The following is a 15415-nucleotide window of genomic DNA, read 5'->3' on the forward strand; positions in this document are numbered from 1 at the left end:
ACATCAGCGGGAATCGACCACCCCACAGCGCTCAGTGCTCAGTGCTCCGCAGAAGAACAGCGCCATGCTCATCGCTGTCAGCTGCAAAGCGAAGTGGCCGGTGGTGACACCGACGAGAATCGAACAGATGGCGAGCGCCCCGCCGTAGACTGCAGCAATCCGCCGCTTGCAGGCAAGAGGCGCCAGATGAGACCGCATCCTCGAGTACTTCGTGGTGAACCATCCACCGAGGATTCCGCCGATGCCGCCGACAGCGAACGGGATCGCCGTGTACCACCCAAGCGCCTCGTCAGCGACGGAATAGATGTCGCCCAGCATCAGCGGGAGGAAAGTCACGAAGATGTTGAGGGTCCACACCACGGCAACGAATCCCAGCACCATCGCCCAGGTCTGTGGCTTGGTGAAGAGACGCAGCCAAGGGATGTGGCCTGTTGGAGCGTTGTTGTCTTCTTCTCTCGCTCGGATGTGTTCGAGTTCTGCTGCTGAGACCCTGCGATCGTGTTCCGGGGAACGATAGAAGACCCAAAAGCCGATCGCCACGATGATGCCGAGCACACCGAGGATGACGAACATGGCGCGCCACCCGAACCCGAGGATGAGGAAGGTGAGAATCGGTGGTGCCACTGCCGGGCCCCATTTGCTTCCAGAGTCGTAGACTCCGACTGCCGCTCCACGTTCCCTTGGCGGGAACCATTCGGAGACAATCTTCGCCGAGGTGGGTGAGACCGGGGCTTCAAAGACGCCGAGCAGGATGCGCGAGATCATGAAGTGCCACATGTGGTGGCCAAATGCCATGAGTGAGGTCGCGATCGACCAGAAGCCCAGTGCAATGACGTAGACCGGTTTAGCGCCGAGTCGATCAGTCAGCCATCCGCCGGGCAGCTGGAAGAACGCGTAGGTCAGAGAAAATGCGGTGCCCAGCAACCCGATGTCGGCAGCGGTCAGCCCCAGTTCGTCGATCATATGCGGGGCCGCGATAGACAACGACGATCGATCCATATAGTTGATCATCATCGCTGCCAGAAGCCAGCCGAGGATCCACCACCTGGCTCGCCCCGGCGAGGCAGCACGACGTTGCTTTGTCACTGTAGTCTGTGAGTTCATCCTTGAACGTCCTTCTCTCTTACCCAATCCGCCGACTCACCATTCCGCGAAGGAGCCGTCGCTGTGACGCCAGATGGGGTTGCGCCACCGGTGTCCTTCAGCTGCACGTTCGATGACGTACTCCTCATTGACCTCAATGCCCAGCCCGGGCCCGGAAGGGATGTCGATCATGCCGTCTTCGTAGTTGAACACCGTCGGGTCGGTGACGTAGTCGAGCAGGTCGTTGCTCGTGTTGTAATGGATGCCCAGGCTCTGTTCCTGGATGAACGCGTTGTAGCTGCCAGCATCGACCTGCAGGCAGGAGGCGAGCGCGATCGGGCCCAGTGGGCAATGCAGCGCGAGCGCGACATCGTAGGCTTCGGCCATCATCGCGATCTTCCGCGTCTCAGTGATACCGCCTGCGTGGGAGACATCGGGCTGGATGATGTCGACGGCACCGGAGGCGATCACCTCGCGGAAGTCCCAGCGTGAGAACAGTCGCTCCCCCAGCGCGATCGGCGTCGGGGTGTTCGCCATGACGTCACGCAGCGAGCCGAAGTGTTCGGAGAGCACCGGTTCTTCGATGAAGAGGAGTCGATAGGGTTCGAGTTCTTTGATGAGGACCTTGGCCATCGGCTTGTGTACACGTCCATGGAAGTCGATGCCGATGCCGAATTCGTCGCCGGTGGCTTCCCGTACAGCCTGCACGTTTTCGATGACCTGGTCGACCTTGGTGTAGGAGTCGATGTACTGCAGCTCTTCGGTCGCATTCATCTTCACGGCGGTGAACCCGCGGTTCTTCGTCTCGAGTGCCGCTGCCGCGGTGTCGCAGGGTCGGTCTCCGCCGATCCACGAGTAGGTGCGGATCCGATCCCGGACCTTCCCGCCGAGCAGCTGGTGCACCGGTTGGCCGAGTGCCTTGCCCTTGATGTCCCAGAGCGCCTGATCAATACCGGAGATCGCACTCATGAGGATCGGCCCACCGCGGTAGAAGCCCCCGCGGTACATGATCGTCCACAGGTCCTCGATGTTTGCGGGATCCTTGCCGATGAGCAGGTCAGAGAGTTCATCGACGGCGGCTGCCACCGTGGCGGCCTTACCTTCGATGATCGGCTCGCCCCAGCCGACGATCCCTTCATCCGTCTCGATCTTGAGGAACAGCCACCTCGGCGGCACGGTGTACGTCGTCATCGACGTGATCTTCATTGGTCTGGCCCTTCGTCTGGTGTAGTCATTTGCTTGTCGTCGTTGGGTTCAGTGGGCCTGTGCCCACGCCGAGGCGATCGCCTCGGCCCGGTCATGTACGTCTTCGGGGCGGTCACCTCGGCGATAGAGGGAGGAACCGAGGCCCAGGCCGGCAGCACCGGCGTTCCGCCACTCGGCAGCGTTGACGGGTCCCACTCCCCCGACGGGATAGAGCTCGGTGCCGGCAGGAAGAACCTCGCTCCACGCCTTCATCCCGCTGATCCCGACGGCCGAGGATGGGAAGAGTTTGACCTTGGTGGCGCCTGCCTTGATGGCAGCGAACGCCTCGGTCGGGGTCGCGGCTCCCGGGTACGGGGTGAGCCCCAACCCGAGCGCGGTCTGGATGACTTCGGTATCGGTGTCGGGTGCGACGATGATGCGGGCACCGGCTCGCTTGCAGTCGCGGACCTGCCGTGCGGTGAGAACCGTGCCAGCACCAATCTCCACCTCATCACCGAATCGATTGACCAACGCCTCGATCGAAATCAAGGGGTCCGGTGAGTTGAGCGGAACTTCGATGGCGGAGAATCCGACAGCGACGATGCCCTCGGCGATGTCGAGGACCTCGTCGGAGCGAACCCCGCGGAGGATGGCGATGAGGCCGGTGGGAACTGTGTCAGTCATTGGTGTTCTCCTTGGTCGGCACGAGGCCGGATTGTTCGGCGATGCGGAAGAGTCCAGCGGCAGCAGCACGCGGATCCGCTTCTGTCGTCTGTCGCCCGTGTCGAAGGAGGGCGCGTGAGTATCGCATCGTCAGGTCCGCGGTTCCACAGACGATGACGGGGGCGTCAGAGCCGGCTGTTGTCGTGAGCTGGGCGGCAACCTCGGCGCCGATGAGCATTCCCGAGAGGTAGTCGTTGACCTCCTCGGCGTGCAGTCGTCCGTCGAGGGCCCAGGTGCGTGCGTAGAAGATCGAGGAGATGAGCGCGGCGGGATCGTCAGCGCCGACGCTCAGTCCCCAGTCGAAGACGTCGGGGTGGAAGTCATCGGTGGATTCGGCCAGACGGCTGAGGATCGACGAGGTGCTCAGAAGACCGAACATCTCTCCGCTCATCGAGGTGGAGAAATCAGTCACGCGCTGGCCCTGGCACTTCACCCATTTGGTGTGCGTGCCGGGAAGGATCACCGTGGTCGCGTCGGCCTGCTCTGCATCGAGCAGACCGAGCAGTTGGGTCTCCTCTCCGCGGATGACATCGGGGGCAGTCGCTTCGGTCGATGTCTTCTGCAGTCCGGGCACGATGTGGAGTTCGCCGATGGTCAGTTCGACTGAGGTCAGATGCCCGCCCAGAGCAGAAAGTTCGGTGGGCAGGTCGAGGTAGCCCGCCTCGGCGATTCCCTGGGTCGAACCGATCATTCCACAGGCGAGGAGAGGGAGGTGGCCGTGATCGCTGAGCCAGTCGCCGATGGCGGCGTGAGCGAGCCGGGAAAAGTCACCTTTGAGGTCGCCGGTATCCGGACCGACGGCCATGATCCCGTCTGATCCGTTGCGTTCAGCGAGGACGCCTCCGTCGCTGCCAATGAGGAAGGCTCGCAGTGAGCTCGTCCCCCAGTCGAGGCCGATCATCTGCGGGGCCTCGGTTGTTGCCAGTTTTGCCATAAGAGCCACTATGGGCAGGCGTTCCATCATGCGCCACCAGTGTCCCTATATGTGGGATAAGTGACATACTGGGGCGATGATCGAAGAATCTGGAACCGTTGTCAGCAATGCGATTCCCCAGGGCACTCAGACCCTTGCCAGAGGGCTACAGATCGTCAGCGCAGTCGCCCATGGGTCCACCACGTTGAAGTCCGTCGTCGACGCCACGGGAATCGGTCGATCGAGTGCGCACAGGATGATCCAGCTACTGGTGCACATGGGCTATCTGAGGCACGGTTCACCGGGCGAGTTTCGTCTGGGTTCTACTCTCATCGAGTTCGGCTTCACTGCACTCAATCAGGATCCGCTGCCGGTGGTCGCCCGGGAGAGCCTTGATGCTCTTGCGGAGCGGACCCAGGATACGATTCATCTCTCGGTCGAGGATGGTGAGTCGGTGCTCTACCTCCACAAGATCCCCGGGACGCGCGGTGCTGAGATGCGCTCTCGCATCGGCCACCGCATGCCAATGACTCGCACCGGTGTCGGGAAGGCGCTGCTGCTCGGACAGGAGAACCGATGGGAGCGGATCTTCCTGGCGGAGAATCCAGGTGCAGACTCAGCCGCAGTCGAGGCCTTCGTCAAACGGATGCAGGGTTATACCCACGATGGTGCCTCGCTCGACCTCGAGGAGAACGAACCAGGGATCCGGTGCGTGGCCGCTCCCATTCGGGACGGCAGCGGAAGCATTGTCGCAGGAGTCTCGCTGTCGGCTACTCGTCCCTACATGCCGAAGGAACGGATGCAGGCACTTGTGCCGGTGATGAAGTCTGCGGCGCGGGAGATCTCGGTGAAGCTGGGGTTCCGGTGATCGAATTCGGGCGTGAAGGTCAGGCGCGTTCTAGTCGCATGGAGCATTTGTGTCCTACATCCCGGTTGATCTGCACAAGACGCTGACTGTCGCGTTAGCCTGAGCGAGTATTGAACAAGCTCAGCGAAGAGCGCACCACTCGTACCCACAACCACTGAGGAGACCGCCAATGACGCTCGGATCCACTGGCCAGATCGCCGCCCCCACCCGGAGCACCGGATCGGGACCCTACCCCAGGCTCATCCTCCGCAATGTCATGATCGTCGACGGAACCGGCGCTGCCCCATACGGGCCAGCAGACATCCTGATCGAAGACGACAGGATCACCGGAATCTGGGAACCGAACGGGGCGAGCAGCCTCACCGAACGTCCCTCGACCGACGGCGCCGAAGTCATGGACCTCAACGGCTCCTACGTCTTGCCGGGGCTTATCGACTCCCACGCCCACATCGGCAAACCCGAGCAGGCACCGAACGCCGACTATGTCTATAAACTCTGGCTCGGCCACGGCGTGACCACCATCCGCGAACTCGGTGCATTCAACGGCCTCGACTGGACCGTTTCCGAGGCCCGACGAGCCGCAGCCAACGAAATCGCGGCCCCGCGCCTGCACATCTATCCCGCACTGCGTGCCGGAACCCTCGACGGGCCCACCCCGGTCACGGCTGACGAGGCAACCGCGTGGGTCAATGAGGTCGCCGACCGCGGAGCGAACGGAGTGAAGTTCTTCGGCACCTCCCCCACTGTTTTCGGTGCCGCCGTCGAAGCGGCACAAGCACGTGGTCTGCGGACCGCCTGCCACCACGATCAGCGCCGAGCCGCGCAGGTCAACGCCCTCACCTCGGCGAGGTGGGGACTGAACAGCATCGAACACTGGTACGGCATCCCCGAGGCGATGTTCCGCGACCGCACGCTCCAGCACGTGCCCACCGACTACAACCACAACAGCGAACCCCAGCGCTTCAGCCAAGGCGCCCACCTGTGGCTGCAGACCGCCGAGCGCGGCAGCAGCGCCTGGCACGAGACCCTCGCGGAGCTCCTCGAACTCGGAACCGCATTGAGCCCGACATTCAACATCTACATCGGGTCCCGCGACGCCGCCCGAGTGCGCACCTCCGAATGGCACTCCGACTTCACCTCCCCCACTCTGTGGGAGTTCTTCCAGCCCTCGGCCGACAAACACGGCTCCTACATGGGCGACTGGACAAGCGAGGACGAGATCGCTTGGCGCCACGCCTACGTCAAATGGATGTCCTTCGTCAACGACTACAAGAATCTTGGTGGCTTGGTCACGGCCGGGTCGGACTCCGGTTTCATCTACAAGGTCTTCGGATTCGGCCTCATCGAAGAACTTGAGCTCCTCCTCGAAGCGGGGTTCCACCCCCTCGAAGTCGTCCGCGCCGCCACGCTGAGCAGCGCCGCGCTTCTCGGCATCGACGACGAGCTCGGCTCCGTCGAACCCGGCAAGATCGCCGACCTGCTCATCGTCAAGGACAACCCCCTGAGCAACTTCAAGGTCCTCTACGGCCACGGTCATCTCCGCGCCGAAGAGTCCGGCATCAACCGCGTCGGCGGAGTCGACTTCACTCTGCGCTCGGGCATCGTCTACGACGCCCGGGAACTCCGCGAGGACGTGAAATCGATGGTCGCCGAGGAGAAAGCGGGGCAGCACTGAGCGACATGGCTCGACCCAGGCCGGACTCAGATCCGACCGGGGTCGACGTTAAAAGAGGCGAGATCCTCAGTGTCCGGGGGCCGCCTGAGCCTGCCGATCGGCGGCTGCCGAGCGGATAGCTGCGCGCACGTGTGCCTGCAGCACAGTGAGCGGGACGCTGCCCATCCCGAGCACCGTGTCGTGGAAGTCCCTGATCGAGAAGTCCTCGCCCAGCGTCTCCTCGGCCTCCTGCCGCAGCTGCTGAATCGTCAGTTGCCCGAGGTAGTAGGCAGTGGCCTGCCCGGGCCAGGAGATGTACCGGTCGATCTCCGTGACGATCTCATGTTCGGCGATCGCCGTATTGTCCCGCAGGAAGTCCTGCGCCTGCTCCCGGCTCCACCCGAGCGCATGCATGCCCGGATCAACGACGAGGCGCGCGGCCCGCCACATCTGGAACGACAGCATACCCATGCGTTCGAACGGCGTCTCGTACATCCCCATCTCATCGCCGAGGCGTTCGGTATAGAGGCCCCAGCCCTCGCCGAAGGCCGAGATGTAGAGCCGACGGAAGTCGGCGAGCTCGAGCTCCTCAGCTAGCGAGATCTGGAACGAATGTCCGGGCGCAGATTCGTGCAGGGTCAGTGCCGGCAGGGAATACAGTGGTCGCGCCGGCAAGTTGTACGTGTTGAGCAGGTACCGGTCGGGAGCACCCCGGCCGAACGTGTCGAATTTCGCGATCTCCGCCGGTGTCTCCATGATGGCGAAGCGCTGCTGCGGCAGACGCCCGAAGTACTGATGGACCACCCGGTCGAAAGCCTTGCACGTGTATGCGGCTTCGGACAACAGTTGACGAGGAGTCGCTGCATAGAACTGCGGACTCGTGCGCATGAACTCGAACAGGCCCGGCAGGTCGTCGGGATAGCCGAGTTCGACGGCGACGTCCTCCATCTCCTCCCGGATCTTCTTCACTTCGACCTGTCCGAGGTCGAAGATCTGCTGCGGGCTGAGATCCGTCGTCGAATACTCCCTGATCTGGGACCGGTAGAACTCGAGACCATCCGGCTGGTCGACCGCGGCGATCGATTCGGGCAGATTGGGCAGATACTCCGTTGTCAGGAAGTCAAGAAGTTTCCGGTAAGCGGGCACGACCTCGGCCGAGAGCACCTGAGCGGCCGCCGCGTGGAGTTCGGTTCGAACCTGTTCGGGCACGACCGCCGGGATTCTTCGGAACGGTCCGAAGAACGACAGCTCGGTGACGTCCTCGGTCTCGGCGACGACCCGCACCGGTTCCTCTCGTCCGCTCATGCACACCCTGGCCGGCCCAAAGCCTCGAGCCACCCCGGCCCTCATGTTCTCGATCTGCTGATCGAAGAACCGTGGAATGTCGCCGAGCAAGCTGATGTATGCCCGAGCCGAACCGACGTCTTCAAACACAAGACGGTAGGCGTCGAAGGCGAGCGTGCGCCAGAAGGCAGAATCCGCCGTTGCCGGTCTCTCCCACATCCGGTATCTCTGCGCCTCGACCAAGGTGACCAACTGCTGGCGGTAGACCTCGAAGTCGATAGTCTCCTCCACAGTGAGAGTATCGGTACTGACCGAATCGAGTTTGCCGAGCGTGTTTTCCCACATCTGCTGCCGACGCAACTGCGAGGCCTCACCGACATCCGGCAAGTAGTCGACGACGGAGGCCTTCTGAGACAGTGACCCGAATTCGGCCTCTCTCCACGTCCACTCCGCATTGATGATGTTGGCAAGCTTCCTGCCTTCGGCTGACGCCCTTGCATGTGAGCTGCCTCGATGATGGCTCTCGGGCACGTCGATTCTCCTGTTCTCGATGATGATCGTCTTGGCGTGTTGCCGACCGGCTCGGTGCGCGAGACCGTCCGGCTCAGATGGGTTGGTTCGACTCAGGCTTGGCACCGTCTCCGATCGACCAAGCGACGAAGTCTGCGATATCGCGCAGCTGCTCGACCCGGACCTGCTGGTCGACATACATCATGTGCCCGGCCGGGTAATAGCGACGAACGATCTGATCATGGGACTCATCGGCAATGCGCAGGTGCGCAAGCACATGCTCCGAGGCGGCGAACGGCGTCGCCGAGTCGTGATACCCGAAAGCCACGTAGACCTTGAGATGCGGATTCATGCGCATCGCGAAAGCGAGATCTTCGGCAGTGTTGACGGTGGAGTTCTCGAACTCCTTGTACGACCATGGATGGACTCTGGATGTCAGCACCTCGTAGGTGAGGTCCGATTCGTATCCGAGTTCGGCACGCAGCAGATGATTGATGCCCACGGTGTAGGGATACTGGATCGCCGGATACGAAGGGTCGTCGCCCAGCACCTCGGAGGCCACCTTCCCCGGATGCGCGGTGAAGCGGGAATCCAAGCGACCGATGCGCAGTCGCTGATCGCGGAGCAGTTCGGTGAAGAAGGTGAACTCGTCGATGCGAAGGTCGGCCAACCGGACGAACTTCTCATCGATCCCAATGAGCTCGGCCAGCTTCGCAGCTATCCGGGAGTGTTCGGCGGCCTCGAGCCGGTGTCCGCGCGCAAGCGCCTGGCTGAAGTCCCCATGGGTAAAATCCGTCGCCTCTGCGACGACATCTTCGAGCTCGCGCCCCGGATGTTTGCCGTGATAGTGCGCGATGGCGGCAAACGTCGGCAGGTAGTGGATGTAGGGCGCTTCGTTGCCCTCCGCGAAATCGATCGTGGCGAAATCGAGGACGGCCGAGATGAGGAGGATGCCGTTGAAGGCGATCCCATGTCGTTTGGCCAGATGTCCGGCCAGGGCCGCAGCACGGGTGGTTCCGTAGGACTCCCCGGCGAGGAACTTCGGTGAGATCCACCGATTGTTCCGTGTCAGCCACAGCCGGATCGCCTCGCCGACGACGTCGCGATCCCCAGTGAACCCGTGGAAGTCCTCCGGCTTCTCCCCCTCTGCGGTGCGGGAGTATCCCGTGGTCACCGGGTCGATGAAGACCAGATCGGCGTGAGCCAGAGTCGTCTCAAGATTGTCGACGAGACCGTAGGGCGGCGGGGTGCGATCATTGACGTCGTTGGCCACCACCCGCCGTGGACCGAAGAGGCCGATGTGCATCCAGGCCGATGACGATCCCGGGCCTCCGTTGAAGACGAAGACGACAGGACGCTGAGCATCCTGACCGTCGTCGGTGCCCTCAGTGATGGCGGTGTAGGAGGTGAGGAAGATCTGTGCCTTGGGCTTGAGGCCGGCGAACACTCCGTCCTCAACGACTTCGGAGCCGATGACCATCCGGCCCGCCTGGGCCCGATACCGGAGTAAGCCGTCGGGCAGTTGTAGCTCATGGACAGTGGTGACGAAGTCATCGACCGGTTGCGGTGGGTCCGCCGGCTGATTCGTGGGCTGTGACTGAGTCTGTGTGTCAGACATGATTGGGTTGAGGTCCTTCCCTGTGTGTGGAGATGGTGGAGATTCGGTGGTCGGTGACGATGCTGACCGCCGAGGTGGTTGTATCGGTCAGGAACGCCGGCCCGCGTCCCAGCGGGGATCGATGCTCGGGACCGAGGCGAGCAGGGCCTTCGTGTATTCGTGCTGCGGGTCATCGAAGATCTCGTCCCGCGGCCCCTGCTCGACGATCCGGCCCTTCTGCATCACGGCAACCTTGTGGGCGATCTGTCGCACAACCGCCAGATCGTGGGCGATGAAGATGTAGGAGATGTCGCGTTCGCGCTGCAGGTCGACCAACAGCTCGAGCACCTGCGCCTGAACCGACACATCGAGGGCGGAGACCGCCTCGTCGCAGATGACGAGCTTCGGTTCGACGATGAGGGCGCGAGCGATGCCGATGCGTTGGGCCTGCCCTCCGGAGAACTGGCGCGGATAGCGAGTGGAGTGATCGGGGTTCAGTCCGACTCGCTCCATCGCCGCCTTGACCATGCTCCGGCAGCCACCCGCGGCCGTCCGTTTCTGATAGCGGAGGGGTGCCGACACCACCTCTTCGACGGTGTGACGCGGGTTGAGCGAGGAGTACGGATCCTGGAAGACCATCTGGACGCCGCTGCGAAAGTCCCGCAGTGACGCACCCGAATGCTGGGTGATCTCCTCACCCTGGAACTCCACAGACCCGGACGTAGGATCGATGAGGCGTGCGATCATCCGCGCCGTGGTCGACTTTCCCGAACCGGACTCTCCGACGATGCCCAGCGTCTGTCGCCGGTGGACATCGAAGGAGACTCCCTCGACCGCAGTGAATGTCTCTCTGCGGCCAGTGCGGAACTCCTTGCTCAGGTCCTTGGCCGCCAGCAGCGGCGTGGCGATGTCGCTCATGCTCACTCGCCCCCTTTCGTAAGAATGGGCTCGGGAAGATCGACGACGTCGTCGAGACGCGGTGTCGCGGCAAGCAGCGCTCTGGTGTAGTCCTTGCGCGGGCTCGAGAAGATCTGCTCCGCAGTGCCCTGTTCGACAGTCCGGCCGAACCGCATCACCGTCACATGGTCGGAGATCTGGCTGACGACGGCCAGGTCGTGGGTGATGAACAGCATCGCCGCCTGCGTCATCTCCTGCACCTCAGCGAGCAGATCGAGGATCTGGGCTTGGACGGTGACGTCAAGGGCCGTTGTCGGTTCATCGGCGATGATGAGGTCGGGTTCGCACACGAGCGCCATCGCGATCATCACTCTTTGGCGCATACCCCCGGAGAACTGATGGGGGTAGTGTCCGACGCGGCCGGCGGCGTCGGGGATGCGCACTCGATCCATCGCCTCGGCGGCCTTCCTCATCGCCGCTGCCTTCGTGCCTCCCTTATGAGCACGGTAGGCCTCGGCGATCTGGAAGCCGACCGTGTAGTAGGGATTGAGCGAGGACAGAGGATCCTGAAAGATCATCGCGATCTGGTCGCCGCGGGTCCGCCGCATTGAGGCATCGGACCGATGGAGCAGTTCGTTTCCGTGGAATCGCGCCGACCCTGTTGTCGTCGCCTCTTTCGGCAGAAGACCCATGATCGCCAGTGAGGTCATCGACTTGCCCGACCCTGATTCGCCGACCAGTCCCATCGTCTGGCCCCGTGCGATGTCGAACGAGCTTCCGTCGACGACGACGCCGAGCGGAAATTCGATGCGAAGATCCCGCACAGACAGGACCGGAGCGTCACTTGCAGCTCTCGACGGATGTGCGCTCATGAGGTGCTCACTCTCACTCGGGGGTCGAGCACCCGGTAGAGCAGGTCGACCACAATGTTGGCGATGATCACGGCAAAGGCGGCCACAAGCGTCACACCCATGATCACGGGCTGATCGTTGACGGCGATCGCGTCGTAGGCGTACCGGCCGACGCCGTTGAGTCCGAAGACCGTCTCGGTGATGAGGGCTCCGCCCAGCAATGTGGCGAAGTCGACGCCCAGGAGTGTGACGATCGGGGTCAATGACGGACGCAGTCCGTGCCGGATGAGGACGGCGCTGCGTCCCAGGCCCTTGGCACGGGCCGTGCGCATGAAGTTCTCTCCCATGGTGTCGATGACATTGGTCCGGGTCAGCCGCGCGTACATCGACGCGTACATGAGCGCAAGCACCATCCACGGCATGAGGTAGGCCTGGAACCACTGCACTGGACTGTCAGTGAACGGGACCACCGTCGGGAACGGCAGCCATTGGAGCTGCACGACGAGGAGGTATTGCAGGACTAAGGCCACGAAGTAGTTCGGCAGGGAGATCCCGGCCAGGGCGAACATCATCGCTCCCTTATCCCACCAGGTGCCTTCCTTCACAGCGCTGATCACGCCCGCGGCCACACCGGAGAGCAGCCACAGGACCGCGGCACCGACGGCAATGGTCACCGAGACCGGCAGACGATCGACGATCCCCTGCAGGACATCCTGGTTGGTCTGGAACGAGTACCCGATGCACGGGGCGTTGCAGTGGACCACCGAGGCACCCGAACCGTAATCGCGGCCGACGAAGATTGCGGCGAGGAACGTGAAGAACTGAGTGAAGAACGGTTCGTTCAGTCCCAATTGGTCCCGGATCGCCTCGATCCTCTCCGGTGTGCAGGTCTGCCCGCAGATGCTGGCGGCCGGATCCGGTGAGAGTTGGAAGAAGATGACGAAGGTGAAGAACACGACGAGCAGCATGATGATCAGCGCCGCGAACAATCGTTTGACGAGATAGATGGCCATCAGAGTCCTCCCGCCCAGATCTTCTGGAGGTTGTCACCGAGCACGGTGAACGAGAGCACTGTGAGGAACAGGAACATACCCGGTATGGCGAAGAACATCGGATCGCTGGAGTACCAGGTCACCGCCGATGCGATCATCTGCCCCCACGAAGGATCGGGTGGAGTGATGCCCACTCCGAGGAAGGACAGGCCGGCCTCGGTGGCGATGAACGTCGGCACCGCCAGCGTGGCCATGACGACGATGGTTCCCGAAAGGTTGGGAAGCACTTCGCGGAACACCAGCGGAACCCAGCCGGCACCCGATGTCCGGGCCGCCTCGACGAATTCACGATTCTTCAGAGACAGAGTCTGGCCGCGGATCACGCGGGCCGTGGCCGGCCAGGAGAACAGACTGAGGACGAGGACGAGGAGCAAAGGACGGTTCCCCTGCGGCAGGGCCGAGAGGATTGCGATCATGAAGATCAGTGCTGGAAACGCCATGAGAAAGTCCGTCACCCGGGAGATCGCGGCATCGACGAACCCGCCGAGGAAGCCGGCGATCACGCCCATGACCACGCCGATGACCATGGTGATCGCGGTTGCGCCGATACCGATGAGCATCGAGACGCGCGCGCCGTAGGCGATCCGAGCGAAGATGTCACGGCCGTTCTGGGGTTCGACTCCCATCCAATGCTCGGCACTGATGCCACCGAACTGCCCGTGCGGCAACCCACCCAGTGCCGGGTCCACGGCTCCTTCGTCGAATTCGTAGGGGCTGTAGCCGGAGAGCTGAGTAATGAGCGGAGCGAAGATCGCAAGGAGAACGATGAAGACGAGGAACCCTGTGGACAGAATCACTGTCGGTTTGCGCAGGATCCTCTTCAGGGTTCCCGGCCCGGGGGAAAAATCCTCCCCCGGGCCGGGCCGACCGAATTCCTCGACCTGATTCGAAAGCGAAGCAGTCACGAGTGAACTATCCTTCCGGCTTGAGAAGCCCCAGCTGCGAGTAGTCGATGTATCCGGTCTTGGACGGATTGGCGAACGCTCCGCCGACGTTCGAACCGACGAGCTGCAGAGGGCGCGGGCGGACCAGGGGAACGACGGGAGCGAGCTCGAGGACCTGTTCGTTGATCTCGGCATAGGCCGCTGTCTTGTCGTCGAGATCGGGCATGACTGCCGCCTCGGCGAGGGCCTTGTTCAATTTCGGATCATCGATCTGGGACTGATTGAGGTTGCCGGTCTTCGTGATTCGCTCACCGTCGAACAGGGGTCCCAACAGCGGTTCGCCGGAGAACCAGCCATTGGAGCACCAGCCGGTGATCGCGAGCTCGTTCTGCTGGCTCGGTGTGGCCAGGACCTCGTAGAACTTCGCCTGGTCGATGACGTTGAGTTTGACCTCGATGCCGACCTTCTTCAGCGACTGCTGCACCGCTTCTGCCTGCGCCTGCCACATCGGCAGTGCACGAACATCCATGGTCAGCTTGAGGTTCTCCGCGCCTGCTTCCTTGAGCAAAGCCTTGGCCTTCTCGGGATCGCCCGTGTTTCCCTCGGTGGCATAGGGGTCGGTGTCGTCATACTGCGGAACGCTGGGCAGCAGCAGGTTCGGTGCGACATCGGCCAACTGTGGGCCACCGCTGGCGTTGACCACGCTCGACTTGTCCACAGCCCAGTTGATGGCCTGTCGGACCTTCTTATCCCCCAGTGACTCCTTGGTGTTGTTCATGACCATGAAGTAGTTGCAGGAGGGTATGCTCTGAACCGTGCGCTCAGAGAGCTTGGGATCCTGGGTGATCTTCGCGAGGTTGGCCGCGACCACCGGGTTGGTCGACGCCGAGACCGCGTTGGCATCGTCGCCTTGACCGGAGATCATCCGCTGATCGATCGTGTTCTGATCGAGGCTGACTGTGAACTTGTAGCCGTCGGGATAGGCCGGACGGATGTCGTCGGTCTCGGCGTTCCAGTTCTCATTGCGGACCAGGGTCAGCGACTCGCCGCGCTTGTACTCGTCGACTTTGTACGGCCCCGACGAGATCGGATCCTTCTGGATCTGGTCGACCGTGGTCACCTTATCCTTCGGGAAAGGGGCTCCCGGTGCGGTAGCGACGACGTCTGGAAAGTCCGCCATCGGCTCATTCGTCTCGATCGTGATCGTCCGATCATCGACGACCTTGATCGAATCAAGGCCTTCGGGGTCCTCGAAGACACCTTCGTAGTCCTTGGCGCCTTTGACGTAGTTCTGCAGGTAGTCGAGGCCGATGGCCAGCGACGGGTCGAAGGCATGCTCGAAACCGAACTTCACGTCCTCGGCAGTGATCGGGGATCCGTCCTCGAAGGTGATGCCTTCCTTGAGCTTGAAAGTCCACTCAGTCGCATCATCGTTCGAGGTTCCGGTGCCTTCAGCCAGATCTCCCACGAGTTCGAGTTCTCCGGATTCGCGGTTGTATTTGTACTGCGTGAGGTTGCGATAGAGGAGGTTGTAGAGGTTGAGGACGTTGCCGTCGCTGCCCATGGCAGGATCCAGGTGGGAAAAATCGACCCCACCCAGCACTTCGACGATGCCGCCCTTCTGCGGATCACCGGTGTACGAGGCGAAACCCGTCTTATCGTCGACGACCGATTGAGTGTCCCCGCCCTTACTCGAACTCCCATTTCCACAGGCGCTCACAAGCATCGTGGCAGCAGCGGCGATCGCAACCATCGACATAGCTCGCTTGTTCATGAAAAGTCTCCTTCGACTGTTCCGTCATGATGCGTGGTTCAGAGTCCGCGAGTGACCGCACACCGCACGTCTGCAGTATCTGTTGCAGATCCTATTCCCGACGTCGCCTCTGTTACTAGCGATTAACGTAGCGATTTAAG

The 15415-nt window shown here is 62.3% G+C and carries 13 protein-coding genes; 2 read left to right on the forward strand and 11 right to left on the reverse strand.

The genetic code is table 11. The annotated features are described in order from the left end of the window. Positions 1-3: 3 nt before the first annotated feature. The 4 genes from JFC13_RS16725 to JFC13_RS16740 are packed head-to-tail and all read right to left on the reverse strand — an operon-like array spanning position 4 to position 3925. Positions 4-1104 (reverse strand): MFS transporter, encoded by a 1101-nt coding sequence (locus JFC13_RS16725; RefSeq protein ID WP_198398189.1) that lies wholly within the window; start codon positions 1102-1104, stop codon positions 4-6. Positions 1105-1140: 36 nt separating this feature from the next. Then, positions 1141-2289, reverse strand: coding sequence for a galactonate dehydratase (dgoD, locus tag JFC13_RS16730; RefSeq protein WP_198398190.1), 1149 nt, complete (start codon positions 2287-2289; stop codon positions 1141-1143). A gap of 48 nt (positions 2290-2337) precedes the next feature. Continuing rightward, positions 2338-2952 carry a 2-dehydro-3-deoxy-6-phosphogalactonate aldolase gene (locus JFC13_RS16735; RefSeq protein ID WP_198398191.1) on the reverse strand — a complete coding sequence of 205 codons (615 nt, stop codon included), beginning with the start codon at positions 2950-2952 and terminating at the stop codon, positions 2338-2340. Beyond that, positions 2945-3925: a 2-dehydro-3-deoxygalactonokinase gene (locus tag JFC13_RS16740; RefSeq protein WP_198398192.1), complete on the reverse strand. Its 981-nt coding sequence runs from the start codon at positions 3923-3925 to the stop codon at positions 2945-2947. The genes JFC13_RS16735 and JFC13_RS16740 overlap by 8 nt, the downstream gene beginning before the upstream one ends. A gap of 76 nt (positions 3926-4001) precedes the next feature. Between JFC13_RS16740 and JFC13_RS16745 the strand changes: the two genes are divergently transcribed. Then, a complete protein-coding gene (locus JFC13_RS16745; RefSeq protein ID WP_198398193.1) occupies positions 4002-4772 on the forward strand; it encodes an IclR family transcriptional regulator in 771 nt (256 codons plus the stop codon). A 169-nt stretch (positions 4773-4941) separates the two neighbouring features. Continuing rightward, a complete protein-coding gene (locus JFC13_RS16750; protein ID WP_198398194.1) occupies positions 4942-6447 on the forward strand; it encodes an amidohydrolase family protein in 1506 nt (501 codons plus the stop codon). A gap of 66 nt (positions 6448-6513) precedes the next feature. Here the strand turns inward: JFC13_RS16750 and JFC13_RS16755 are convergent, their stop codons facing one another. The 7 genes from JFC13_RS16755 to JFC13_RS19490 all read right to left on the reverse strand — a co-directional run bounded on the left by JFC13_RS16755 (position 6514) and on the right by JFC13_RS19490 (position 15275). Beyond that, the gene (locus tag JFC13_RS16755) at positions 6514-8241 is read right to left on the reverse strand and encodes a DUF885 domain-containing protein (protein WP_198398195.1); all 1728 of its coding nucleotides are present in this window, start codon (positions 8239-8241) and stop codon (positions 6514-6516) included. 73 nt (positions 8242-8314) lie between these two features. After that, positions 8315-9838, reverse strand: a complete 1524-nt coding sequence (locus JFC13_RS16760) for a S10 family peptidase (protein WP_198398196.1) — start codon at positions 9836-9838, stop codon at positions 8315-8317. Positions 9839-9925: 87 nt separating this feature from the next. Then, positions 9926-10735, reverse strand: a complete 810-nt coding sequence (locus tag JFC13_RS16765; RefSeq protein WP_198398197.1) for an ATP-binding cassette domain-containing protein — start codon at positions 10733-10735, stop codon at positions 9926-9928. A 2-nt stretch (positions 10736-10737) separates the two neighbouring features. After that, entirely contained in the window at positions 10738-11586 is an 849-nt protein-coding gene (locus JFC13_RS16770) for an ABC transporter ATP-binding protein (protein WP_198398198.1), read from the reverse strand. Continuing rightward, the gene (locus JFC13_RS16775) at positions 11583-12578 is read right to left on the reverse strand and encodes an ABC transporter permease (RefSeq protein WP_101598523.1); all 996 of its coding nucleotides are present in this window, start codon (positions 12576-12578) and stop codon (positions 11583-11585) included. The genes JFC13_RS16770 and JFC13_RS16775 overlap by 4 nt, the downstream gene beginning before the upstream one ends. Next, positions 12578-13522, reverse strand: coding sequence for an ABC transporter permease (locus JFC13_RS16780; protein ID WP_332839453.1), 945 nt, complete (start codon positions 13520-13522; stop codon positions 12578-12580). Before JFC13_RS16780 ends, JFC13_RS16775 begins: the two co-directional genes overlap by 1 nt. Positions 13523-13529: 7 nt before the next feature. Continuing rightward, the gene (locus JFC13_RS19490; protein ID WP_232488729.1) at positions 13530-15275 is read right to left on the reverse strand and encodes an ABC transporter substrate-binding protein; all 1746 of its coding nucleotides are present in this window, start codon (positions 15273-15275) and stop codon (positions 13530-13532) included. Between the last annotated feature and the right edge of the window lie 140 nt (positions 15276-15415).

The sequence above is a fragment of the Brevibacterium antiquum genome (assembly GCF_016107655.1).
In the GTDB taxonomy this organism is placed as follows: domain Bacteria; phylum Actinomycetota; class Actinomycetes; order Actinomycetales; family Brevibacteriaceae; genus Brevibacterium; species Brevibacterium antiquum.